Annotated in this window: 20 protein-coding genes; 15 read left to right on the top strand and 5 right to left on the bottom strand. The window is 66.3% G+C overall.

Annotated elements, in window-relative coordinates:
- Positions 1–42: 42 nt before the first annotated feature.
- Positions 43–1020: a class I SAM-dependent methyltransferase gene (locus ACSYG9_RS26550; protein ID WP_440125237.1), complete on the top strand. Its 978-nt coding sequence runs from the start codon at positions 43–45 to the stop codon at positions 1018–1020.
- Positions 1021–2178, top strand: a complete 1158-nt coding sequence (locus tag ACSYG9_RS26545) for a THUMP-like domain-containing protein (RefSeq protein ID WP_440125236.1) — start codon at positions 1021–1023, stop codon at positions 2176–2178.
- Positions 2179–2203: 25 nt separating this feature from the next.
- Here ACSYG9_RS26545 and ACSYG9_RS26540 read toward each other — a convergent pair whose 3' ends face one another.
- Entirely contained in the window at positions 2204–3511 is a 1308-nt protein-coding gene (locus ACSYG9_RS26540; protein WP_454840537.1) for an outer membrane protein assembly factor BamB family protein, read from the bottom strand.
- A gap of 116 nt (positions 3512–3627) precedes the next feature.
- Here ACSYG9_RS26540 and ACSYG9_RS26535 point away from each other — a divergent pair, with 116 nt between their 5' ends.
- Positions 3628–4392, top strand: a complete 765-nt coding sequence (locus tag ACSYG9_RS26535) for an acyltransferase (RefSeq protein ID WP_440125234.1) — start codon at positions 3628–3630, stop codon at positions 4390–4392.
- A gap of 24 nt (positions 4393–4416) precedes the next feature.
- Positions 4417–5922: an amidase family protein gene (locus ACSYG9_RS26530; RefSeq protein ID WP_440125233.1), complete on the top strand. Its 1506-nt coding sequence runs from the start codon at positions 4417–4419 to the stop codon at positions 5920–5922.
- A gap of 48 nt (positions 5923–5970) precedes the next feature.
- On the opposite strand, the gene ACSYG9_RS26525 is transcribed toward ACSYG9_RS26530, so the two are convergent.
- From ACSYG9_RS26525 to ACSYG9_RS26515, 3 genes are read right to left on the bottom strand one after another with little or no spacing between them, the layout of a single operon-like run.
- On the bottom strand, positions 5971–7242 hold the full coding sequence (locus ACSYG9_RS26525) for a glycosyltransferase family 4 protein (protein ID WP_454840534.1): 1272 nt from the start codon (positions 7240–7242) through the stop codon (positions 5971–5973).
- Positions 7239–8792 carry a 1,4-alpha-glucan branching protein domain-containing protein gene (locus ACSYG9_RS26520; protein ID WP_454840532.1) on the bottom strand — a complete coding sequence of 518 codons (1554 nt, stop codon included), beginning with the start codon at positions 8790–8792 and terminating at the stop codon, positions 7239–7241. Before ACSYG9_RS26520 ends, ACSYG9_RS26525 begins: the two co-directional genes overlap by 4 nt.
- Positions 8789–9622: a class I SAM-dependent methyltransferase gene (locus ACSYG9_RS26515; protein WP_454843048.1), complete on the bottom strand. Its 834-nt coding sequence runs from the start codon at positions 9620–9622 to the stop codon at positions 8789–8791. Before ACSYG9_RS26515 ends, ACSYG9_RS26520 begins: the two co-directional genes overlap by 4 nt.
- Positions 9623–9797: 175 nt before the next feature.
- On the opposite strand from ACSYG9_RS26515, the gene ACSYG9_RS26510 reads away from it, so the two are divergent.
- From ACSYG9_RS26510 to ligA, 8 genes are all read left to right on the top strand, one after another.
- Positions 9798–10583 (top strand): electron transfer flavoprotein subunit beta/FixA family protein, encoded by a 786-nt coding sequence (locus ACSYG9_RS26510; protein ID WP_440125230.1) that lies wholly within the window; start codon positions 9798–9800, stop codon positions 10581–10583.
- Between the two features lie 48 nt (positions 10584–10631).
- Positions 10632–11588, top strand: a complete 957-nt coding sequence (locus tag ACSYG9_RS26505) for an FAD-binding protein (RefSeq protein ID WP_440125229.1) — start codon at positions 10632–10634, stop codon at positions 11586–11588.
- Positions 11589–11724: 136 nt separating this feature from the next.
- A complete protein-coding gene (locus ACSYG9_RS26500; RefSeq protein ID WP_454840530.1) occupies positions 11725–12546 on the top strand; it encodes a GNAT family N-acetyltransferase in 822 nt (273 codons plus the stop codon).
- Positions 12543–13433: a 1-acyl-sn-glycerol-3-phosphate acyltransferase gene (locus ACSYG9_RS26495; protein WP_440125227.1), complete on the top strand. Its 891-nt coding sequence runs from the start codon at positions 12543–12545 to the stop codon at positions 13431–13433. Before ACSYG9_RS26500 ends, ACSYG9_RS26495 begins: the two co-directional genes overlap by 4 nt.
- A 41-nt stretch (positions 13434–13474) precedes the next feature.
- Positions 13475–14713 (top strand): aminotransferase class V-fold PLP-dependent enzyme, encoded by a 1239-nt coding sequence (locus ACSYG9_RS26490; RefSeq protein WP_440127825.1) that lies wholly within the window; start codon positions 13475–13477, stop codon positions 14711–14713.
- Positions 14710–15801 (top strand): tRNA 2-thiouridine(34) synthase MnmA, encoded by a 1092-nt coding sequence (mnmA, locus tag ACSYG9_RS26485; RefSeq protein WP_440125226.1) that lies wholly within the window; start codon positions 14710–14712, stop codon positions 15799–15801. The genes ACSYG9_RS26490 and mnmA overlap by 4 nt, the downstream gene beginning before the upstream one ends.
- Positions 15798–16826, top strand: a complete 1029-nt coding sequence (locus ACSYG9_RS26480; RefSeq protein ID WP_440125225.1) for a methionine synthase — start codon at positions 15798–15800, stop codon at positions 16824–16826. Before mnmA ends, ACSYG9_RS26480 begins: the two co-directional genes overlap by 4 nt.
- Before the next feature lie 36 nt (positions 16827–16862).
- Positions 16863–18965 carry an NAD-dependent DNA ligase LigA gene (gene ligA, locus ACSYG9_RS26475; protein ID WP_440125224.1) on the top strand — a complete coding sequence of 701 codons (2103 nt, stop codon included), beginning with the start codon at positions 16863–16865 and terminating at the stop codon, positions 18963–18965.
- 20 nt (positions 18966–18985) lie between these two features.
- Here ligA and ACSYG9_RS26470 read toward each other — a convergent pair whose 3' ends face one another.
- The gene (locus tag ACSYG9_RS26470; protein WP_440125223.1) at positions 18986–19627 is read right to left on the bottom strand and encodes a hypothetical protein; all 642 of its coding nucleotides are present in this window, start codon (positions 19625–19627) and stop codon (positions 18986–18988) included.
- A gap of 187 nt (positions 19628–19814) precedes the next feature.
- Between ACSYG9_RS26470 and ACSYG9_RS26465 the strand changes: the two genes are divergently transcribed.
- From ACSYG9_RS26465 to ACSYG9_RS26455, 3 genes are all read left to right on the top strand, one after another.
- A complete protein-coding gene (locus ACSYG9_RS26465) occupies positions 19815–21095 on the top strand; it encodes an amidohydrolase family protein (RefSeq protein ID WP_440125222.1) in 1281 nt (426 codons plus the stop codon).
- A 91-nt stretch (positions 21096–21186) separates the two neighbouring features.
- Entirely contained in the window at positions 21187–21969 is a 783-nt protein-coding gene (locus ACSYG9_RS26460) for an ATP-binding cassette domain-containing protein (RefSeq protein WP_440125221.1), read from the top strand.
- A 3-nt stretch (positions 21970–21972) separates the two neighbouring features.
- Positions 21973–23958 carry a YhgE/Pip family protein gene (locus tag ACSYG9_RS26455; RefSeq protein WP_440125220.1) on the top strand — a complete coding sequence of 662 codons (1986 nt, stop codon included), beginning with the start codon at positions 21973–21975 and terminating at the stop codon, positions 23956–23958.
- Positions 23959–23987: the final 29 nt, after the last annotated feature.

The following is a 23987-nucleotide window of genomic DNA, read 5'->3' as shown; positions in this document are numbered from 1 at the left end:
GGGACACTTGTCGAGTGCTTACTGCCGGGTAGGATCTGCGTCATGACTGCAAGCAGGACCGACGGGACCGATCCCGCGCCGAACCCGCACGCCACCGCCGAACAGGTCGCGGCTGCTCTCGAGGACTCCAAGCTCGCTCAGGTGCTCTATCACGACTGGGAAGCCGAGACCTACGACGAGAAGTGGTCGATCTCCTACGACGAACGGTGCATCGACTACGCTCGCGGTCGCTTCGATCTCGCGGCCGGTGAGCAGCAGCTGCCGTACGAGCGCGCCCTGGAACTCGGGTGCGGCACCGGCTTCTTCCTGCTCAATCTCATGCAGGGCGGGGTCGCGAAGAGCGGGTCTGTGACCGACCTGTCGCCCGGCATGGTCAAGGTCGCGCTGCGCAACGCGGAGAACCTGGGCCTCGACGTCGACGGCCGGGTTGCCGATGCCGAAACCATTCCCTACGAGGACGACACCTTCGATCTCGTCGTCGGCCACGCGGTCCTGCATCACATCCCCGACGTCGAACAGTCGCTGCGTGAGGTGCTGCGTGTGCTCAAGCCGGGCGGACGTTTCGTCTTCGCGGGCGAGCCCAGCACCGTCGGCAACTTCTACGCGCGGTGGCTCGGTCGCATCACCTGGGAGGCGACCACCACCATCACGAAGCTGCCGTTCCTGAGCGACTGGCGCCGCCCGCAGACCGAACTCGACGAGTCCTCGCGTGCCGCGGCGCTCGAAGCGGTCGTCGACCTGCACACGTTCGACCCCGCGGATCTCGAGAAGCTCGCCACTTCGGCGGGTGCGGTCGAGGTCGCAGCTTCGAGCGAAGAATTCGCGGCTGCACTGCTCGGTTGGCCGGTTCGCACGTTCGAAGCGGCGGTCCCCGAGGAGAAGCTCGGCTGGAACTGGGCCAAGTTCGCATTCGGTGGCTGGAAGACCCTCAGCTGGGTCGACGAGAACGTGCTCAAACATGTGGTGCCACGCAACTTCTTCTACAACGTGATGATCACCGGCGTGAAGCCCGGCAAGTAGTTGGGCTACGAGTTCACGCTCACCGACGTCGAGTATCTGACGTCGGATCACGGCGTTGCAGCACTGTCCGATGTCGACGCCCGGGAGCTGTCGACGCGTACGCGTCTGTCGGATATCGACTGGGTTCGTACGCGTTTCGGTGACCGCGCGGCGCCTCTGGTCGAGACGGTGATGGCGCGTCGCAAGGCCGCAACCAAGCTGCGAGGCGCGCAGGGGTGGTTACTTACCGATGACGCGGTGCAACAGGCGACCCCGTCGCCGGTCGCAGCGCACCGAGCGCGTCGCCTCGCAGGTCGGCAGGTTCACGATGTGACCTGTTCGGTGGGGGCAGAACTGGCCGCGTTGGTCGGTGTGGCCGACACCGTTGTCGGGAGCGATCTCGACGGGGTGCGTCTCGCGATGGCGGTCCACAATGTTCCCGGCGCCCATGTGGTTCGGGCCGATGCGTTGCGACCGGTGACACGCGGAACCACGGTGATCGCCGATCCGGCGCGCAGGTCCGGTGGCAAGCGTACCCACGATCCGGCCGCGCTGCAGCCTCCGCTTCCGGACCTGCTCGACGTCTACTCCGGTCGCGATCTCGCCGTGAAGTGCGCTCCCGGACTCGATTTCGACAAACTTGCATGGGACGGCGAGGTCGAGGTCGTCTCGCTCGACTCGGGTGTCCGTGAGGCCTGCCTCTACTCGCCAGGCCTGACCGAGACGGGAATCCGTCGTCGCGCCACCGTTCTGAGGTCGGACGGGGCGGATGTCGAGATCACCGATGCGATGGACGACGAGATCCCCGCGCAGGCTCCCGGCGAATGGATCATCGACCCGGACGGCGCGATCGTGCGTGCAGGCCTCGTGCGGCATTACGCCGCGAGACACGGTCTGTGGCAACTAGACCCGCGCATCGCCTATCTCACCGGTGATGTGCTTCCTGACGGTGTGCGCGGTTTCCGGGTACTCGAGCAGCTGAAGTACTCCGAGAAGAACCTGCGGCAGGCACTCGCTCGACTCGACTGTGGTTCGGCCGAGATCCTGGTGCGCGGGGTCGACGTCGACCCCGCCCAGCTGCGCCCGCGACTGAAGCTACGAGGCACCGACGCCCTGAGCATTGTGCTCACCCGGGTGGGCCGGACGCCTGTGGCTTTCGTGTGCCGCGCGAGCCGCTGACACCCTGCTGTCCGCAGGGTGCGGCTCAGTCCTCGGCGCCGTCCAGCACGTACAACTCACCGTTCACGGTCGCGGCGACGAGCTGACCGTCCGGACCGACAGCCGTCCCAACAGAGAACCCGGTCGTCTCGGGGAGTATCTCCTCGTCGAGAGTCCGTCCGTCGGTCACGTCGAACACGAGCGCCGTGAGGCCGTCGTCGCCCGAAATGATCGTGTAGCCGCGACCGTTCGCTGTGAGTGCCGGGACACCGGCCTGCCGGACGTCGTCGCGCTCCCAGGCGGCCTCCGCGCCGTCGCCGGTGTCGCGCAGGGCGGTGAGCGCGCCGGGGCCACCGGGCGACAGCACGAGCAGGCCGTCATCGGTGACGGCAGGACCGGTCGCCGGCGTGTATCCGAGGTCGTGACTCCATCGAGCCTGTCCGGTCTCGGCGTCGATCGCCCACAATGCACCTTCGCCGTCGTGGACGTACACCGTGGTGCCATCGGCCGAGAGCGCCGGACTTGTCGTGGCGCCGCCAGGAAGATCGACGTTCGACCATTCCTCGGTGACGATGGGGGCCTCGCCCCCCGGGTACCGCAGAGCGACCAGCGCGGCCCGGTCGGCGCCGGGACGCCACACCGTCGTGAAGATGCGGCCGGTGTCCCGGTCGACGGCGGGGGTGGTCGCGACGGGGCAATCCGGGGAGCCACCGAAGCATCCGGCCAATCCGTGGTCGGGTTCCCGGCGCGGGATATTGCTACCGTCCTCGACCCCGGGGATCGGGACCAGATCGAACAGCGGTGCACGGAGCATTCCGGTCTGCGGATCGACGATGTTGACCTGACCGAAATGTGTGATCACGACCAGACTTCCGTCACCGGCGAACTGCACGGCGCGGGGAGTGCCGCTCACCGGGATCCGCCAGCGGCGCTGGCCGTTCTCGGTGAACGAGAGCAGGCCACCGGCCTCACCGACATACACGTTGGCGACATCGTCAGCGACCGGGCTGATGTCCGCCACTCCTGGACCGAGGCGTGTACACCAGCGTTTGCGGCCGTTGTCCATCTGGTACGAGAAGATGTTGCATCCTGCGTCTGTAGCCGACGTGATGGTGACCTGGCCGTTCGGTGCCACCGTCGCCGGTGAGCCGACAGCACCACCGGTCGCCCGCGACCACGACGACGTGACGTCGTCGAGCCCCTCGCTGACGGTCGTGTTGCTGTTGCGCCCATCCGAATGGCGTCCGGGCCACGCGCCCGCCGAATATGGTCCATCGGAATCGCCGCCACCGCACCCGCTCAACGCAAGTGCTGCCGTCGCCGTCAGCACCGCAGCTCGCCGGGCACCCCGCATCGCTCAACTCCTTCACGACTTTCGGATTCGAGACGCCAGCGTATCGGGCCGGGTGTTACACGCTCCGGGCGAGGCAGACCGTAGGCTGTGTGTCTCGACGCCGTAGGCTTCGTGCCATGACGAGCATGTGGGGTGCACCGTTGAGCACCAGGTGGCGTGGTTCGCGGCGTCGTGATCCGGAACAGGCCCGATTCCTGACACCGGCATCGCTGCGGTGGGTGTTGAACAACAAGGCGTACACCCCGTGGTACCTGGTGCGGTACTACCGATTGGCGAAGTTCAAGCTTTCGAACCCGCACGTGGTGCTGCGCGGCATGGTCTTCCTGGGAAAGAATGTAGAGATCCACGCGACACCGGAACTGGCGCGGCTCGAGATCGGCAAGTGGGTCCACATCGGCGACGGCAACGCCATTCGGTGCCACGAAGGATCACTGCGGATCGGCGACAAGGTCGTGTTCGGCAAGGACAATGTGGTGAACACCTACCTCGATATCGAGATCGGCGCATCGACCCTGGTCGCCGATTGGTGCTACATCTGCGACTTCGATCACCGCACCGAGGACATCACCTATCCGATCAAGGACCAGGGCATCGTGAAGAGCCCCGTCCGGATCGGTCCTGACACCTGGATCGCTGCGAAGGTCTCGGTGCTGCGCGGCACCCGGGTCGGGCGCGGGTGCGTCCTGGGAGCACACGCTGTCGTCAAGGGGGACATCCCCGATTACGGCATTGCCGTGGGGTCCCCGGCCAAGGTCGTGAAGAACCGGAAGGACGCATGGGAAGCCGGTGCAGCCGATCGTGCGGCCTATGTCGCCGCACTGGAGGACATCGCGCGCAAGAAGGCGGGTGACCCGCCCGTCGACGCGAACTCTGCGTCCTGACAGGGCTCGCAGGAAGGGACGACCGTGGACTATGCCGAGTATCGCCGTTACGACGCGGTGGGCCTCGCGGGACTTGTGGCCCGAGGTGAGGTATCGAAGATCGAGCTGCTCGATACGGCGCTCGCACGCCTCGACGCTGTCGATCCGACGTTGAACACGGTCGTGCAACGGCTCGACGAGCGCGCCCGCGTGCGGGCCGACGGACCCTTGTCCGGGCCATTCGCAGGTGTTCCGTTCCTGGTCAAGGACCTGATGCAGGATGTCATCGGGACTCCCGACGGGAGCGGCTCCCGAGCGCTCACCGAGATGCCGGCGGCGGAGAACTCCGTGGTGGTGGATCGCTGGATCGGTGCCGGTCTGGTGATCTTCGGCAAGACCAATACACCGGAGTTCGGTGCGAAGGGCATCACCGAACCCGAGGTGAACGGGGCGACCCGCAATCCGTGGAACCCTGAGCTCACCCCCGGCGGTTCCTCGGGTGGCTCCGCAGCGGCGGTGGCAGCAGGTGTGGTGCCGGTGGCGGGTGCCAACGACGGCGGCGGCTCGATCCGTATCCCAGCGGCCTGCTGTGGTCTCGTCGGTCTCAAACCTGGCCGGGGCGTGGTACCCACGGGACCGGTCGGGGGTGAACCATTGCACGGCGCCGTGTCGAACGGTGTGATCAGCCGAACGGTCCGCGACTCGGCCGCGATGCTCGACGTGATGGCCGGGGCATACCCGGCGGCACCGTATGCCACCGCTGGTATTCCCGGTTCCTATGCGGCAGCGTTGGAGACGCCACCCCGGCGTCTACGGATCGGTTACGCGACCGACTCTCCGATCGGTACCGGCGTCCATACCGAGGCCGTCGCTGCAGTCGATCGCGCGGTGGTGCTGCTCGACGAACTCGGACACCGCGTGGAACCTGCAGAGACCGGAATCGACGAGCGCCGCCTTGCCGCCGACTTCCTGACCATGTGGTTCGCGTCGCTCGCGCTCGAGGTCGACGAGGCCAGGCGCCGCACCGGGTGTGGGCCGGACGGGTTCGAGTTCGACACCCGATTTCTCGCCGAACTCGGCCGATCGGTGTCGGCGCCGGACTATCTTGCCGCACATGCCCGCTGGGCGGGCTACATTCGCGACCTCTCCGCGTTCCACGAACGCTACGACCTGCTGCTCACACCGACACTGGCGTATCCGCCTGCTCGGGTCGGCGAACTGGCAACGCCGAGGTGGATGCGAACACTCGGCTCGGCCCTCATGGCGACCCGGATGGGACGACTCGCGCGCTGGAGTGGGTTGATCGACAAGGTGATCGACGACAACCTCGGCCGCACCCCCTATACACAGCTGGCCAACATCACCGGCCGTCCGGCCATCTCCGTGCCGCTGCACTGGACGAGTGACGGAGTGCCGCTGGGGGTGCAGTTCGTCGGCCCGCTCGGCGGCGAGGCACTGTTGCTCGCACTCGCCGGTGAACTCGAGCAGGCCGACCCGTGGTTCGACAGGCAACCTCCGTTGCTGCCCGCATCGGATGTGTCCCCGAAATAGTCCGAACCTACCGCAAGGGCCTGCACGTCGACGAGGACGGCCGGTAGCTCAGCCGCGATCGGGCAGGGGACGCTGTGGGATCGTCGGCCGCGCCATCGGATGCCGGACCCGGCGTTTCGCGGCGGCGTAGACCTCGACGGTCTCCTCGGCGACCACGCCCCAGTCGAAGTCGTCGGTGAGTCGTTCACGTGCTGCACATGCCCGCTCCTGCGCTGCGACCGGATCGTCGAGAGTCTCGCGTACCGCGGACACCAGACCTGCGACATCGCCGGGCTGGAACGACAACCCCGTCGCGCCGTCGACCACCGCTTCACCGAGACCGCCTGCGGTGGACGCGACGAGCGGAGTGCCCGCTGCTGCTGCTTCGAGGGCGATGATGCCGAACGGCTCGTAGCGGCTCGGCAGGACGATGGCGTCGGCGCCGTGCAGCCAGCCGAGCAGTTCGGTGTGGTCGAGGTTGCCGACGAAGGTCACCGACCGTGCCACCCGGTGCAGGCGCGCCTGTTCACGCAGCCACTCGAACTGGGTCCCCTCACCGGCGACGACGAGCGTGGTGCCCGGATGGGAGCGCCGGATCTTCGGCAACGCCGCGATCGCGTCCTGCACACCTTTCTCGTACTCGAGCCGGCCGACGTACAACAGTTGTGCCGGCACGGTCCGGGGTTGCCGTTCCCGGTAGGACCACGTGGTGATATCGATACCGTTGCGGATCACCGAGATCTTGGGCAGCGAGGGCCCGTACAGCTCGGTGACTTCGTCGCGCATCGATGCCGAACACGTGATGAGCGCATCCGATTCGTTGGCCAGCCACCATTCCACCGAGTGGACTTGCCGGTTGATGCGACCCGACAGCCATCCGCTGTGCCGGCCTGCTTCGGTGGCGTGGAGGGTGGAAACCAATGGAACGTCGAAGTATTCGGCAAGGGCGATTGCAGGGTGCGCGACGAGCCAGTCGTGCGCGTGCACGACGTCGGGTTGCCAGCCGTCGCCGATGCCGCCGCGGCTGAGCCCGACTCCTGCGCGGACCATCGCGTGGCCCATCGCGAGTGTCCAGGCGAGCATGTCGGTGCCGAACTCGAAGTGCGGCACGTCCTCGGCCACGGCGACGACGAGCACGCCCTCGGAGATGTGCGTGATCGTCGGATGGGTCGATGCGTCGGTGCCCGTGGGACGGCGTGACAGCACCACCACCTCGTGTCCGGCTGCGGCGAGTTCGGTCGCCAGATGATGCACGTGCCTGCCGAGTCCGCCCACCACGACCGGGGGGTACTCCCATGACACAAGGAGGATCTTGAGCCGGCGGGCGATCGTCGTTGTCACAGGGGACCTCCGTGTCGTCCGGGAAGGCGCCGCGCGTCGAGTCCGGGAAACAGATCGTCTGCTCTGTTCCATGCGTCGGCGAGCCGGGTCGCGGCGGCAGCACGGCCTTCTGCGACCGCGGCCGCGATCTCACGTGTGGCATGGGCGTGCTTGTGGGCGCGGTCGCGCGCGTAGCCGGCAGCGGTGTCCTTGCTGACCATGAATGCCCAGTCGCTCGAAACGGTCATCAGTGCTTCACGCAGAATCTGGTCGTGCACGCGGTTCCGCAAGGCCGGGGCATTCGATCCGAGTGCGTCGCGAGACTTGTCGATGGTGTCGAGTGCAGTGGCGACGACCTCGTCGTTGAGTTGGACGAGATCGGAGACCTGATCCCCGGCCCACACCCGCCAGTCCTTTCCCGATCCCCATGACGAGTCCTCTAGATCGACCGGTCCGCCGACGTATCCGCGGTCGCGTGCGTCGCAGAGGGTGCCGACCTCGATCCCGGCTTCCGGCAGGGCGCGCAGCAGTCGTTCCAGAAAGATCGGTCCTTCGTACCACCAGTGCCCGAACAGTTCGGTGTCGAACGCGGCGACGACGAGGGCGTCGCGGCCGATTCGGGCAGATTCGCTGCGCAGGCGCTTCCGGATGGTGTCGACGAAATCCGCGACGTGCCGATCGAGGGCCGCCGATGCGAGGTCGGGGTCGTAGGGGGCTTTGTCCTCCGATGCGACAGAACGTCCGGTCACGCGTGAGGGCTTGAGACCCGTGTCGTGGCAGTAGGTGTGGAAGTCGCGGTATGCCGAATGCCCGGGGTATCCGGACTTCGGAGACCACACCCGGTAGGAGACCTGCAGATCACGGCCGAAGCACACGACCTCGGAGTCGCGGACGGTCCGTCCGAGTGCGGTGTCGCCGTGCAGCGCGGGCCCGTCGACCATGAAGTGCTCGACACCGGCTGCGGCGTAACCTTTTTCCATACCGGGGGTGAATCCGCATTCGGGTCCCCAGATTCCGCGTGGGGTGTGTTGCCACCGCTGGCGTGCGTCCTCCAGCCCTTCGGACAACGAGAACGCCCGGAGCCGGGGATCGAGCAGCGGCTGGAACGGATGTGCGAGCGGTCCGCCGAGAAGTTCGATGGTGTCGGCGTCGATGAGGCTGCGGATGACGGGCGATCCGCCGTGGCGCCACTGGGTTTCGAAGGTCTCGAGTGCCCGGTCGGCGGCGCGATGCTCACGGGCGCCGAGTGCGCGATAGGACGGTTCGGCCATTCCGGCCGCTTCGTGTGCGCGCAGCTTCCAGTTGCCGAGCCAGTGGTGCATTCCGGTGAGGCTGTGCGGATCGTCGAGTTGTGCGGCCAGCACGGGCGTGATGCCGAGGGTCAGTAGCCGTGAACGTCCCTCGTCGGCGAGGCGGCGCAGGACGTCGACAACGGGAAGGTAGGTCGCGGCCCACGACTGGTACAGCCATTCTTCGCCGACCGGCCACCGTCCGTGGTGCGCGAGCCAGGGGAGATGCGAGTGGAGGACCAGGGCGAACATCCCCGGTTCGCGTGCGGTTTCGGATCTCATGGAGCGGGATCCTTCACCGCGATCGCGACCAGGTCGAGGCTGTCGTCGATGTTCTCGGAGAAGAGCGCGAAGTCGTCGGAGGTGATGGCCGCGACGTCGGTGGTGAGTTCGTCGGGCCACGGCTCACCGGCAAGGGCACGCTCGATCTGCGCATCGATGAACGAGCCTCCGTATTTGGCATCGAGTGCGCGCAGAGTACTGCCGTGGTGGACGCCGGTGACGAGTTCGACGCGGAAACCCGCGTCCACGAGGAGTTCGGTGAGCTCGGTGGCATCGAGTTCGCGGGTGTGGAAGGGATTGAGCGGGGTGTCGCGCCCGGGGGAGAAGGTGATGCGGTTGGGGGTGCTGATGAGCAGCTCGCCTCCGGGTGTCAGGACGCGGTGGCATTCGCGGAGGAATTGATCCTGGTCCCAAAGATGCTCGATGACTTGGAAATTCACGATCGTGTCGACGGAGGCGTCGTCGAGGGGGAGCTCTGCGAGGTTGCCCTGACGGATGTCGACGCGCGGGTAGCGGGCGCGGATGTGCGCGACAGCGCTCTCGTCGTAGTCGAGCCCGATGACATGCGTGGCGACGTCGGCGATCATGTCGGCTCCGTAACCCTCGCCCGCACCGGCTTCGAGGACGGTGCGGCCGGCGCATCGCGGCAGCAGGTCGCGGTAGACCACTTCGTGGCGGCGGAACCAATAGTTCTCTTCGGCGATGCCGGGGACGGTCCGTTCGCCGGTCAGTGGCAGCTGTTGCGCGCCGTCGGCGCGGACGGTGGAGTCGCTCACCGCCCCGAGAGTAGACCCACCGTGTGTGGCGTCGGACTCGGTGGTCCAGATCACAGCCATCTCGCTCCTCGTCTGCAGTTATGGTGAACCGTGAATTCCGCTAAGTTACCACCCAGTAACTTAGCGTTTGGTAACCTGACGCACGCAGCGTGCGAAAGGCACGAGTAGTCGGTTCAGGCATCGCCTCTCCGATCCGAAGCAGCTACACACAGGAGGTCGACGTAGACCCATGACGAACATCGTCGTTTTGATCAAGCAGGTCCCCGACACGTGGTCCGAGCGCAAGCTCACCGACGGCGACTTCACCCTCGACCGTGAAGCAGCCGATGCCGTGCTCGACGAGATCAACGAGCGGGCCGTCGAAGAAGCCCTGCTCATCAAGGAGCGCGACGGCGGCGAGGTGACCGTCCTCACGGCCGGACCCGACCGCGCCACCGATGCGATCCGCAAGGCGCTGTCGATGGGTGCTGACAAGGCCATCCACCTCAACGATCCCGCTCTCCACGGATCGGACGCCATCCAGACCTCGTACGCGCTTGCTGCTGCGCTCGGTCAGATCGAGGGCGTCGAGCTGGTCATCGCAGGTAACGAAGCCACTGACGGTCGGGCGGGTGCTGTGCCGGCGATCATCGCCGAGTACCTGGGCCTGCCCCACCTCACCCACCTGCGCAAGCTGACCGTCGCCGACGGCAAGGCTTCCGGCGAGCGCGAGACCGACGAGGGCCTCTTCGGCATCGAGGCTCCGCTGCCCGCGATCATCTCGGTCACCGAGAAGATCAACGAGCCGCGATTCCCGTCCTTCAAGGGCATCATGGCCGCGAAGAAGAAGGAAGTGCAGACCCTCACGCTCGCCGAGATCGGTCTCGACCCGGAGATCTTCGGTGTCGCCAACGCTGCCACCACCGTCACCGGTGTCACGCCGAAGCCCCCGCGCACCGCGGGTGAGCGCGTCGCGGACGAGGGCGAGGGCGGCAACCAGATCGCCACGTACCTGGTCGGCCAGAAGATCATCTGATCGCGCCCCACGGCACACAGCAGACATATCTAGGGAGAGAAGCAAGCAATGGCAGAAGTACTCGTGCTCGTCGAGCACGCCGAGGGTGCACTGAAGAAGGTCAGCGTCGAGCTCATCACCGCCGCACGTGCACTCGGTGAGCCGTCCGCCGTCGTCGCAGGCCCCGCGGGCACCGCAGACAAGTTGCAGGAAGCGCTCGCCGCGGCCGGTGCCGCCAAGGTCTACGCCGCCGAGTCAGACCTCGTCGACGGCTACCTGGTGACCCCGAAGGTCGACGTTCTCGCCGCCCTCGTCGAGTCCACCAGCCCCGCAGCCGTCCTCACCGCAGCATCGGTCGAGGGCAAGGAGGTGTCCGGCCGTCTCGCCGCTCGTATCGGCTCGGGCCTGCTCGTCGATGTCGTCGACGTCAAGGGCGACGGTTCGGCAGTCCACTCGATCTTCGGTGGCGCGTACACCGTGGACGCCAAGGCGAACGGCGAGGTTCCGGTCATCTCGGTTCGCCCGGGTGCCATCGAGTCCGCTCCGCAGGCCGGTGCGGCAGAGCGCGTCGACGTCGAGGTTCCGGCGCAGGAAGAGAACGCTGTCAAGGTCACCTCGCGTGAGCCTGTCGTCGGTGGCGACCGCCCCGAGCTCACCGAGGCGTCGATCGTCGTCTCCGGTGGCCGCGGCGTCGGCAGTGCCGACAAGTTCTCGGTCGTCGAGGAGCTCGCCGATTCGCTCGGTGCCGCAGTCGGTGCCTCGCGCGCCGCTGTCGACTCCGGCTACTACCCGGGCCAGTTCCAGGTCGGCCAGACAGGCAAGACCGTCTCGCCGCAGCTGTACGTGGCGCTCGGCATCTCCGGTGCCATCCAGCACCGCGCAGGCATGCAGACCTCGAAGACCATCGTCGCGGTCAACAAGGACGAAGAGGCCCCGATCTTCGAGATCGCGGACTACGGCGTCGTGGGCGACCTGTTCAACGTCGCACCGCAGCTGACCGAGGCAATCAAGAAGCACAAGGGCTGAGAAGGTCCTTCGCGTAGTACTCCGCGCGGCCCCATCCCGGACTCCCGGGGTGGGGCCGCGCGGTTGTTCCACCCTGTTCACGAACGAGACACCGCACCGCTGCCGACGTGCCGCACCGCCGCGCTACACCTGCACCATGACCACATCAGCGGTGCTGTCACACACGCGAGAATCCACGGTTCCGGTGCTGTCCGGTCCGCGATACTCCCTGAGCATTTCCACCGAGGCACACCACCGGGAAGCCGCGCAGCGACTACGGCGCCGAGTGTTCGCCGCCGAACCCGGCTTCGCACTACCCGCGGACGGCAGCGACCTCGACGCCGACCCGTTCGACGACTTCTGCGACCACCTCCTCGCGCACGAGAGCCGCACCGGCGAACTCGTCGGTTGCTACCGGATGCTGCCGCCGCGCGCGGCGTTCGAGGCAGGCGGCTACTACACCGCCACCGAATTCGACCTCACCGCCCTCGGCCCCTACGGTCTGCGTGCCGTCGAGATGGGTCGCGCGTGCGTCGATGCAGCCCACCGTTCCGGATCCGTCCTGACGCTCATGTGGGCCGGGATTCTTCGCTACCTGGAGCTGACGGGCCACGATCGGGTCATCGGTTGCGTCTCGGTGCCGATGCAGCTCCATCCCGGCGAGGCTGTGGGAGCAAACGTCCGGGGTGTGCGCGACATGGTGCTCGAACGCCACGGCATCGAGCCGGAACGACGGGTCCGTCCCTTGAACCCGGTGGCCGTCGACGGTCGATGCCTCGACGAAGTCGACGAGCCCGCGCGAGTGACCGTTCCGCCGCTCATGCGCGGATATCTACGACTCGGTGCCCGGATCTGCGGTGAACCCGCACACGATCCCGGCTTCGGCGTAGCGGACTTCGTCGCAATGCTGAGTCTGCACGACGCGAACATCCGCTATCTCGACAGACTTCGGAGCGCCGCGGAAAGCAGCGAAGCATGACCGCACGCGCGCACGCGTGGATGCCGGCGAGCCCCTGCGGCGAGGGTTGTCTCCCCTCGGCGTCACGTCGCGTCGCGTGGCCGACCGTCGTCATGCGTGCCTTCAGCGTCGTGGTGCTCCTCGCCTGTGCCCCGATTCTCGCAGCGACCCGGCTTGCCCCGGCCTCTGCGCGAGAGGCGGTCCTGCGCGCGGGCGCCCGCGGTCTGCTGCGGTGCGTGGGAATGCGCGTGACCGTCACGGACCTTCGTGACAGGCGCGGGTACGAGGGGGGACTCCTCGTCGTGGCCCCTCACGTGTCGTGGGTCGACGTGCTGGTGATCATGACCGTCTCTCCAGCGGGGTTCGTGGCTCGCGCCGACCTGCTGGACTGGGGCACCCTCGGGTCGCTGGCGCGGCGAATGCGCGTGATTCCCATCGAACGCGAACGCCTGCGTGCTCTGCCCGGTGTCGTCGACACCGTCCGCACGCGATTGGAAGCCGGTGAGCGTGTCGCGGTCTTCCCCGAGGGGACGACCTGGTGTGGTCGCGCCTACGGGGGGTTTCGATCGGCGCTGTTCGAGGCCGCCATCGATGCGGAGTGCCCGGTGCAGCCGATCGGGTTCGCTTACCTGGACCACACCGGCGTGCGGACCGCCGCGCCTGCGTTTGTGGGTGAGGAGACGATCGGAGCCTCGATCGCCCGGCTCGTGCGCTCACGCGGGTTGGTCGCGTCGGTGACGGTTGCACCGCTCGAGTGGCCGGGCTTCGATCGTCGCGACCTCGCTGCCCGGTGTGAACGGGCGGTACGGTCGTCCGGACGGGACGGCGCCCCGCACCTGGTCCGGACAGCAGTGCCCGAGCAGACGCCGACCGCGGACACGGAGGTGAGCGCACCGTCACCCAGGTGACCGCAACAGTCGCCCGATCCACCGGCTATCCTGGATCGGTCATGACCTTGCCCGCCGCCGGTCCGTCCGGCACCTCGAAGACCACCGTCTATCTCGACCACGCCGCGACCACGCCCATGCTGCCCGCGGCGATCGAGGCGATGACGGAAGTGTTCGCGACGGTCGGAAACGCATCGTCCCTGCACGGTTCCGGCCGTGCGGCCAGGCGTCGTATCGAGGAGGCCCGCGAGTCGATCGCGGCGGATCTCGGTGCGCGTCCGTCGGAGGTGATCTTCGTCTCGGGCGGCACCGAGGGCGACAATCTCGCAGTCAAGGGCATCTACTGGGGCCGGCGCGCGCAGGACGCGCGGCGCCGCCGCATCATCGCGAGCGCCGTGGAGCACCACGCCGTGCTCGACGCCGTCGAATGGCTCGTCGAACACGAGGGCGCGGACGTGACCTGGCTGCCCGTCGACGAAGTCGGGCGCGTGGATCCACGCACATTACGAGACGAGCTCGAGGCCCACGCGGACGAGGTCGCACTCGTCACCGTCATGTGGGCGAACAACGAGGTCGGCACCGTGATGCCGATCGCCGGGCTCGCTGCGGTGGCCTCAGATTTCGGTATCCCGATCCACAGCGATGCGGTCCAGGCGGTGGCGCACCTGCCTGTCGACTTCGCGGGGAGCGGGCTGTCGGCCCTGACGGTGGCTGCGCACAAGTTCGGCGGTCCTCAGGGCGTCGGCGCGCTGCTGCTCGGCAGGCAAGTGCCGTGTGTGCCGCTTGCGCACGGTGGCGGCCACGAACGAGATGTGCGGTCCGGGACGCAGGACGCCGCGTCGATCGTGGGCATGGCCACCGCGCTTCGTCACGCCACTGCCGAATTGCCTTCGCGCACCGCAGAACTCGAATCCCTACGCGGCGCGCTCATCTCCGGTGTCGAACGGGTCGTTCCGGACGCGGCGCTCAACGGGCCTGTCGGCGCCGATCGGTTGGCGGGTAATGCGCATTTCACCTTCCCCGGGTGCGAAGGCGATTCGCTGTTGATGTTGCTCGACGCCGCCGGGATCGAATGTTCGACGGGTTCGGCATGCACTGCTGGTGTGGCGCGGGCGAGTCACGTGCTGGTAGCGATGGGGTGCGACCCTGCAGTATCGCGCGGATCCTTACGTTTCTCGTTGGGACACACTACAACCCAAGATGATATCGATGCTCTGCTCGCGGTGCTGCCGCAGGTGGTGGAGCGGGCGCGCGCCGCCGGGATGGCGAGCGTCGGCGGACGAGGAGGTGACCGAGAATGAGGATTCTTGCGGCAATGAGCGGCGGTGTGGATTCGGCGGTTGCCGCGGCCCGTGCTGTCGATGCCGGACACGAGGTGGTCGGCGTGCATCTGGCGCTGTCCGCGGCGCCGGGCACGCTGCGTACCGGCTCGCGCGGGTGCTGCTCGAAGGAAGACGCGGGGGATGCACGCCGCGCCGCTGATGTGCTCGGGATCCCGTTCTATGTATGGGATTTCGCCGACCGCTTCAAAGAAGACGTGATCGACGATTTCGTTGCCGCCTACGCGGCAGGTCAGACTCCCAATCCGTGCCTGCGCTGCAACGAGAAGATCAAATTCTCGGCCTTGGCGGATCGTGCTGTCGCCCTGGGCTTCGATGCGGTCGCGACCGGTCACTACGCGCAACTCGCCGACGGTGTCCTGCGTCGCGCAGTCGACACAGACAAGGACCAGTCGTATGTACTGGCAGTGCTGACCGCCGGACAGCTCTCGCGTGCGATGTTCCCCGTTGGAGACACCCCGAAGGAGCAGATCCGTGCAGAGGCCGCGGAGCGTGGCCTGGCGGTGGCGAACAAGCCGGACAGCCACGACATCTGCTTCATTCCGTCCGGCGACACCCGTGCCTTCCTCGGGGCGCGGATCGGTGTCCGACCGGGTGCTGTGGTCGACGCAGACTCGGGTGACGTTCTCGCAGAACACGAAGGGGTGCACGGCTTCACGATCGGCCAGCGTAAGGGGCTCGGGATCGCGGGCCCCGGTGCCGACGGCCGCCCTCGCTACGTCACCGAGATCGAACCCGAGACCGGCACCGTGAAGGTGGGAAGTGCCGAACGCCTGCAGGTGTCGTCGATCCGGGCCGAACGGGCAGTGTGGACATCGGGTTCCGCGCCGGCCGGACCGATCGAATGCGTCGTGCAGGTCCGTGCGCACGGCGGTCTCGCGGCAGCGGTCGCCGAAGACGTCGCCGGCGGCATCGACATTTCGCTTCGCGAACCCCTGACCGGTGTCGCGGCAGGCCAGGCTGCAGTTCTCTATCGACCGGACCCGGCCGGCGACATGGTCCTCGGGAGCGGCACCATCGCAGCGACCCGAGCGACCGGAGACCAGTGACGGCAGCGCGGGAACACGTGAACCCCTGGGCAGGCCTGGCCACCGGAATCGGCTCATGGCCGGGCACCGACGCTCGTGAGGCCGCCGCGGTGATCGTCGGGGAACTCCCTGCACTGCCGCACCTCGTGGAACTGCCTGCGCGGGGACTCGGTGCCGACATGATCGGTCGTGCGAGTGCTCTGCTCGTCGACATGCACCTCGACACCACCACCACCGGCTACCGCCTGCGCGCCGGGCGTGGTGCAGTCGCACGTATCGCCGAAGACCTGATGAAGCAGGATCTCGACGCATTCGAGGAAGCGTGGGAGCTTGCGGGCGCCGGCGCCGATCGCACCGTCAAGGTGCAGTCGATCGGCCCGTGGACTCTTGCCGCGCATGCCGAGCTCGCGACAGGTAGACGTGCTCTCGTCGACCGCGGGGCGGTTCGCGACCTGTCGGAGTCCTTGGCCGAAGGTGTATCGCGGCACTCGGCGGAGCTCCACCGGCGTCTGGGCGTCTCCGTCGTCGTTCAGATCGATGAGCCTGCCCTGCCCGCGGTACTCGCGGGCACGCTGCAGGGGCGCACCATGCTCGAAACCGTACCTGCCGTGCCGGAACCAGAGATTCAGCACGTTCTCGATACGACGCTCGGCGGCCTCGGCTCCCCGGCGGCGGTGCATTGCTGCTCGGGCAGGCTTCCCGCAGACCTGCTCCGGCGCAGCGACGCAGCAGCCGTTTCGTTCGACCTCGCGCAGCTCACACGCGCAGAGCTCGACCCAGTGGGAGAACTGCTCGACTCGGGCACCATTTTGTTGATGGGCCTCGTTCCGACGGTCGCCCCGGAGAAGACTCCGACCTGGAGGGAACTGGCCGAGCCCGCCGTCGCGTTGATCGACCGGCTGGGATTCCCGCGCACGACGCTACGGTCGGTGTCGGCGTCGCCGGCGTGCGGTCTCGCCGGCGCCGACCCCGTCTGGGCCCGCACGGCGCTCCGGTTGGCGAGCGACATCTCCGCAGCATTCTTAGAAGACCCCGAATCGCTCTGACAGGTTCGTCGGTCCCCTCGACTACGCTTGCAAGCTGTGAGTGAACCGACGGACGTGGCCCACACAGCTCCACCCGAAGTGCGCGAGCGCTGGCAGCAGCTCGCAGAGGAAGTGCGGGAGCACCAGTTCCGCTACTACGTGCGCGACGCCCCGATCATCTCCGACGGTGCGTTCGATCAGCTGCTCGGGCAACTCAACGCGCTCGAAGACGAGTACTCCGACCTTCGCACCCCTGATTCGCCCACCCAACTGGTCGGTGGCGGTTTCGCCACCGATTTCACGGCGGTCGATCACCTCGAACGCATGCTCAGCCTCGACAACGTCTTCGACGAGGACGAACTGCGCGCCTGGCTTTCCCGCGTCGAATCCGAGGCGGGATCGAACCTGCACTACCTGTGCGAGGTCAAGATCGACGGCGTCGCACTGAACCTCGTCTACGAGGACGGACGGCTCGTTCGTGCAGCCACGCGTGGAGATGGACGCACCGGCGAACTGGTCACGCTCAACGCCATGACGATCGACTCCATCCCGGAACGACTCACCGGCACAGACGAATATCCGATTCCGTCGGTCCTCGAGGTGCGCGGAGAGGTGTTCTTCCGGCTCGAAGATTTCCAGGCCCTCAACGCCAGCCTCGTCGCGGAGGGAAAGCCGCCGTTCGCCAACCCCCGGAACTCGGCTGCGGGGTCGTTGCGACAGAAGAACCCGGCGGTGACGGCGAAGCGCCGACTCGGCATGATCTGCCACGGCCTCGGCCGGATCGAAGGGTTCCGTCCTGAGTCCCAATCCGATGCCTACGATGCGCTCGCGGCCTGGGGGCTGCCCGTCTCGTCGCATACCTTGCGGGTGACCGGCGCCGACGCGGTGATCGAACGGATGAAGTACTGGGGCGAGCACCGCCACGACGTCGAACATGAGATCGACGGTCTCGTCGTGAAGATCGACGAGATGGCACTGCACCGTCGCTTCGGGTCGACATCACGTGCTCCACGCTGGGCGATCGCCTACAAGTATCCGCCCGAGGAGGTCACCACCAAGTTGCTCGACGTCCGGGTCAGTGTCGGGCGCACCGGGCGCGTGACGCCTTTCGCGTATATGGAGCCGGTCACTGTCGCCGGGTCCACGGTGTCGCTCGCGACTCTGCACAATGCGTCCGAAGTCCGACGCAAAGGTGTCCTGATCGGCGACACCGTCGTGCTGCGCAAGGCCGGGGATGTGATCCCGGAGGTGCTCGGGCCTGTGGTCGACCTTCGCGACGGCAGCGAACGCCCATTCGTGATGCCCAGTGAGTGCCCCGAATGCTCGACCCCCCTGGCCCCGGCAAAGGAGGGCGACGTCGACCTCCGCTGCCCGAACCAGCAGTATTGCCCGGCCCAGCTGCGCGAGCGAGTCTTCCATGTGGCAGGCCGGGGTGCCTTCGACATCGAAGCTCTCGGGTACGAGGCGGCGACGGCCTTGCTCGAATCCGAGGCGATCGGAGACGAAGGCGACCTGTTCTCGCTCACCGCCGACGATCTGATGCGCACATCGATCTTCAAGACCGGCAAGGGTGTGTTGTCCAAGAATGGCGAGCGTCTGCTGCAGAACCTCGCCAAAGCGAAGGTGAAACCGCTCTGGCGCGTCCTCGTCGCACTGTCGATCCGGCATGTGGGGCCCACCGCGGCCCGAGCCCTGGCCACCGAGTTCGGGAGCCTCGACCGAATCCGGTCGGCATCCCTCGACGAACTCGCCGCGGTCGAAGGTGTCGGCGGAACCATTGCCGCTGCCGTCGTCGAATGGTTCTCCGTCGACTGGCACGTGGCGATCGTCGACAAATGGGCTGACGCCGGCGTCAGCATGGAGGACGAGCGCGACGAATCGATCGAGCGCACCCTGGAGGGAATGTCGATCGTGGTAACCGGCACTCTCGCGGGGCTATCACGCGACGAGGCAAAGGAAGCGATTCTCGCGCGGGGCGGGAAGGCGGCGGGCTCGGTATCGAAGAAGACCGCCTTCGTCGTGGTCGGTGATAATCCGGGATCCAAAGCCGACAAGGCGTCGGATCTGGGCATCCCGATTCTGGAGGAGGACGCATTCCGTGTCCTTCTCGAGCAAGGGCCCGGGGCTGTCCTCGGTTCGCCCGACGACGCCGCAACCTGATCCCGGCGGCCGACGGGTCGTCACGTGGCCACTGATCGCGTCGGCTCGGGTGCGTCCTGCCTGCCGAGGAAGACGGCCGACGCAACAAGGAAACACAGCGCACCGACGAAGGTTCCGATATTGGCGAGGCTCGGGTCGAGGGTGTTGCCGGTATCGAGGACGAACGACCCGGCCGCGGACACACCGAAGGCGATGGACCCGAGCATATTGAGCCATACGCTCTGCCAGTTCTTCGACCGCGGTGACCAGTAGGATTTCGCACGCCACAGGATCAGCACGGCGAGCGCGCTCGAGACGAGAAAGCACAGCGACCCTTCGAGATTCGGGTTCCACACCAGATGCTCTTCGCCCTTGACGGTGTGCGCGTGCAGAGCTGCTCCGGTGCTCACATTGAACAGAAGAGTCCCGAGGAACTGGACCAGCGCCGAGAGCCATTCGGCACGAATTCCGATGCCCTGCTTGTCCGACACGGTCGCGGCGCCGCTGAGCATCAGCTGGACGAACGCTGCGCCTGTGAAGAACCACGAGCCGACGAAGAACGAAGTATTTGCACCCGCGGTTCCCAGCGCACTCGAAATTCCCGGCGCGGAACCGAGCGCGAACAGAAATGCGCCGGCAACGAATCCCCAGGACTGCACGCGCAAGGTCGGGCGGATCAGCATGGCGGCAGTGTAGAACACTGCGCTGTACGACACGCGGAGTATCAGGAGTCCTGACTGGGGCCGAAAGTCCCTGTTCGGGAAAGGTTCTCCGCGGAGAGTGGGTTGAGGGTGAAGTGGAGGGGTGAATTCCTCGTGTGGCCGGGTGGATCGGCCGCACGCCGGGGATGTGCGGATTAGCGTCCGGCTCATGACGGCAACCCCGGATTCCGATAAACGTCTGCTATTCCGCAATGTTCGCGTGTTCGACGGTCACTCCGGTGACTTGCTCGGTGGCGATGTGCTGATCGACGGAGACGTCATCAGCGCGGTGTCCGAGTCGCCGATCGGCGATGAACCGGGTCGCGATACCGTCGTCGTCGACGGGGCGAATCGAGTGCTGATGCCGGGGATGAGCGATGCTCATGTCCACCTCGTCGGCAACGCCAATTCGTACGTCGACATGGTGATGGGGTCCGAGGCTCATATCGCCTTGAACGGGCTCGCGGAGGCGAAGAACATGTTGCACCGAGGTTTCACCGCGGTGCGGGACATGGCGGGTGATACCGCGAGCATCAAGTCGGTGATCGACCGCGGTCTGTTCGAAGGGCCGAGGATCTACCCTTCCCAAGCGGCGCTTTCGCAGACCAGCGGGCACGGTGACTTCGGGTTTGTCTACCAATGTCCGACAGTGTTCGGTGGTGATCAGAGCCGCGCGGAGCAGATCGGGTTCATGCGGGTCGCGGACGGAGAGGATCAGGTTCTCGCCGGCGTGCGAGAACAACTCAAGAAGGGCGCATCCCAGATCAAACTGATGGTCGGTGGTGGGGCGGCCTCGATGTACGACCCCCTGTACACGGTTCAGTTCATCGACAAGGAACTTCGGGCCGCGGTGAATGCGGCGACCGACTACGGCACATATGTAGCGACGCACGTATACAACGTCACCGGGATCCGGCGGGCGCTCGCGGCGGGCGTCCGGTCCATCGAGCACGGCCATCTCGCGGACGAAGAGACCATCGCGCTCATCGCGGAAAAGGAGGTGTGGTTGTCGATGCAGCCGTTTGCGCTGGGCGACCACCACTATCCCGACCCCGATCGCGCGGAGAAGGACCGGGAGATCTGCACCGGTGTGGACCATGTCTACGAGTGGGCGAAGAAGCACGGTGTCAAGACGGCGTGGGGCACCGACCTCCTGCTCGAGCCGCAGATCGCTCCTCGGCAGAGCGAGATGGCAGCCCGGCTCGGTGACCACTACACCAACCTCGAATCCCTGAGAATGCTGACGTCGGGGAACGCGGAACTGTTCCGCCTCGCCGGTGAGAGGGACCCGTACCGGCGGGCCCCGTTCGGGGTGATCCGCAAGGGTGCGTGGGCCGACGTTCTGCTCGTGGACGGAAATCCTCTCGATGACCTGACTCTGCTGGCAGACCCCGAGAAGAATCTGTCCGTGATCGTCAAGAACGGCCGGATCGTCAAAAGCCTGCTCTGAAGCCGGGGGCTCGGTACGTGGCGTCGTTCGCGATGGCACGGTCGGGCAGGTCCGGATATCGATCAACATTATGCGGAATGTGGGATGAGCTTTGGCCGAAACGAATCTCGAAGAATCCGGAGCCGAGGAGTACGACGATCCCGGTGCGTTCGACGTGGACCGGTCCGAATGGACGCACATTCCGGGCAGTCTCGTGTCCGCGCGAGCCATCGAACTCCACGGTCCGTGGGGGCACGTGTTCGGCCCCCTCGACCTGGATATCGATCAGGGTGGTGTGACGGTGGTGGCGGGGCAGGCCGGCGCCGCGCGCACGGCGCTGCTCATGGCATTGTGCGGGAGGATGCGGCTGACGCGGGGATCTCTTACCGTCCTCGGTTTCGAGAACAAGCCGACGAAGGTGTTCGCCCGTTCTGCCATCGCCTGCATGAACGAACTCGACGAAGTCCAGCCGTCCGTCACCGTGCGTGATCTCGTGACCGAGCAGAAACGCTGGAACTCACCGTGGTACAAGTTCGTTCCGCGCGTGGACGAGAAGGGCGTCGCTGACATGTGCTCGGAAGTTTTCGGTGATGTGCCGATTCCACCGCTCAACGCGTTCGTCGACGATCTGCCCGAGATTGCGCAGCTGCTGCTGCGCATCGCGGTCGCCAATACCCATCGACCGCCCCTTCTGGTGGTGGGGCGGATCGACAAGGTCGCCGATGATGCAGAGCGCGAGACCTTGCTGGAGCGACTCGTCGCGCTCGGAGAGCGACAATCGGTGATCACCGCCGATGTGAACCCGCAGAAGCCGGATTCGGGGGTGCGGGCTGTGGTCGACCTGCACGGACTCCTCGGCCCAGGCGACATCGGCGTCATGACCGAAGGCAGGTGACCGATGCTCGCAGGTATTTCCCTCGGTAGTGATTCGAAACGGTATTTCCGCGGCACGATGCCGCGTATCGCAATTGCGACGATCATCCTCATGCCGCTCCTCTACGGCGCCATGTATCTGTGGGCCTTCTGGAACCCGTTCGGTGCGGTCGACAAGATTCCGGCCGCGATCGTCAACAACGACACCGGACTATCCGCAACGGGCGAGCAGATCGACGCGGGTGATCAGGTAGTCAAGTCGCTCATCGCGTCCGGGCAGCTCGATTTGAACGAGGTGTCGGAGAGCGACGCGGCCGATGGTCTGGCGAGCGGAAAGTACTACTACACGATCACCATTCCCGAGAACTTCACCGCGGCAGTGGAGTCGCCGAACGGCAGCAGTCCCGAAAAGGCCAATCTGACCTTCACTTTCAACGATGCGAACAACTACCTGGCCACGATCATCGGACAGGATGCGTCGGAGCAGGTGATCGGCCAGGTCAACTCGACGATCGGCGCACAGGGCGTCGGGCAGGTGCTCACGGGGCTGGAGACTGCAGGCTCGGGCCTGAAGCAGGCCGCCACCGGCGCAGGCACACTCGCATCCGGGATCGACACCGCGAAGGAGGGAGCAGACCAGCTCGATGCGGGCGCCACCGAGCTCGCTGACAACATGGTGACCGCGCGCGATGGCTCCGCACAACTGGCTGCCGGGGCGAACCAGCTTGCGACTGCGATCGACGGGGTCACCGATCCCCTTCTGAGCACTCTCGACAGTGGTGCGTTGGTGAACGTCGGTAGTCAGGCATCCGACCTTCGGGCATCGATCGTCGCGCTGGAGGACCGGATACCCCGGCCGGCGCAGGCAACCGCGGGGGCCGCGGTTCAACAGATCATCGACATCCTCGGACAGAGTTCGGACCCGATCGTTGCGCAGGCCATCGCCGCGTTGACGCCGATGACTGCGCAACAGGCCGTGGACGACACCGAGGCGTTACGTGCCGAGATCGTGCGGCTGCAAGGCGACGCCGTCGCCCTCGAGTACCAGCTGAACGATCCGAGCAGCCCGCTGCGCAGCGGCCTGGCGCTTCTTCAAGACGGTGGTCTCGCATCCGACGTGCGTCAGTTGCAGAATGGTGTCAACGAGTTGAATTCGGGTGCAGCAACGCTGCATTCGGGATTGATTCAGCTGACCGACGGAAGTGTCCAACTGTCGGGCGGTGCCGGTCAGCTCTCCTCCGGAATGGTAGAACTGCAGTCCGGCTCGCATGAACTTGCGGATGCGCTCGCCCAGGGGGCGCAGCAGGTACCGAGCTGGACCGATCAACAACGCACTGCGACGGCCGACACATTGTCGACGCCTGTCGCGCTGCAGCAGAACACGACCAACGAAGCATCGACGTTCGGCACCGGATTTGCTCCGTTTTTCCTCTCGCTGGCTCTGTTCGTCGGCGGTATCATCACATGGATGCTGCTGACTCCGCTGCAGTCCAGGCCGACAGTCGCCGGTGTCGGGCTGTACCGGACGGTGTTGGCGTCGTACTGGCCCGCGTTGCTTGTCGGCGTGCTCCAGGTGGTGGTCATGTACACGGTGGTGCATTTCGGTGTCGGGCTCGATGTGAAGCACGTTGTGGGAACGGTGCTGTTCTTGATGCTGGTGTCGGCGACCTATTTGGCGATGATCCAGGCGTTCAATGCGGTATTCGGAGTTGCGGTCGGACGTGTCGTCACCCTGGCATTCCTGATGCTGCAACTTGTGTCCGCCGGTGGCATCTATCCCGTGCCGACCACCGCGACACCGTTCCAGTACATCCATCCGTTCGATCCGATGACCTACACGGTCAACGGGTTGCGCCAGCTCACGGTGGCCGACCAGATCGATTCTCGCTTGTGGATCGCGACTGCCGTCCTCACAGGGATCCTGCTCGTGTCCTTGTCCGCGAGTGCGCTGTCCGTTCGACGTAATCGTCGCTACACGATGGAAAGGCTCTACCCGCCGATCGAGGTCTGATCGGAAAGTGACCGGTTCAGACGAAATCC

It is taken from the genome of Rhodococcus sp. SJ-2, from assembly GCF_053750035.1.
The sequence above is the reverse complement of the archived record's forward strand: the minus strand, read 5'-3'. Positions and strand labels throughout refer to the sequence as shown.

Coding starts and splice junctions, on each gene's coding strand:
- ACSYG9_RS26550 (WP_440125237.1), top strand. CDS start 43: ATGACTGCAAGCAGGACCGACGGGACCGATCCCGCGCCGAACCCGCAC.
- ACSYG9_RS26540 (WP_454840537.1), bottom strand. CDS start 3,511: ATGCGGGGTGCCCGGCGAGCTGCGGTGCTGACGGCGACGGCAGCACTT.
- ACSYG9_RS26535 (WP_440125234.1), top strand. CDS start 3,628: ATGACGAGCATGTGGGGTGCACCGTTGAGCACCAGGTGGCGTGGTTCG.
- ACSYG9_RS26520 (WP_454840532.1), bottom strand. CDS start 8,792: ATGAGATCCGAAACCGCACGCGAACCGGGGATGTTCGCCCTGGTCCTC.
- ACSYG9_RS26510 (WP_440125230.1), top strand. CDS start 9,798: ATGACGAACATCGTCGTTTTGATCAAGCAGGTCCCCGACACGTGGTCC.
- ACSYG9_RS26505 (WP_440125229.1), top strand. CDS start 10,632: ATGGCAGAAGTACTCGTGCTCGTCGAGCACGCCGAGGGTGCACTGAAG.
- ACSYG9_RS26500 (WP_454840530.1), top strand. CDS start 11,725: ATGACCACATCAGCGGTGCTGTCACACACGCGAGAATCCACGGTTCCG.
- ACSYG9_RS26495 (WP_440125227.1), top strand. CDS start 12,543: ATGACCGCACGCGCGCACGCGTGGATGCCGGCGAGCCCCTGCGGCGAG.
- ACSYG9_RS26490 (WP_440127825.1), top strand. CDS start 13,475: ATGACCTTGCCCGCCGCCGGTCCGTCCGGCACCTCGAAGACCACCGTC.
- mnmA (WP_440125226.1), top strand. CDS start 14,710: ATGAGGATTCTTGCGGCAATGAGCGGCGGTGTGGATTCGGCGGTTGCC.
- ACSYG9_RS26470 (WP_440125223.1), bottom strand. CDS start 19,627: ATGCTGATCCGCCCGACCTTGCGCGTGCAGTCCTGGGGATTCGTTGCC.
- ACSYG9_RS26465 (WP_440125222.1), top strand. CDS start 19,815: ATGACGGCAACCCCGGATTCCGATAAACGTCTGCTATTCCGCAATGTT.
- ACSYG9_RS26455 (WP_440125220.1), top strand. CDS start 21,973: ATGCTCGCAGGTATTTCCCTCGGTAGTGATTCGAAACGGTATTTCCGC.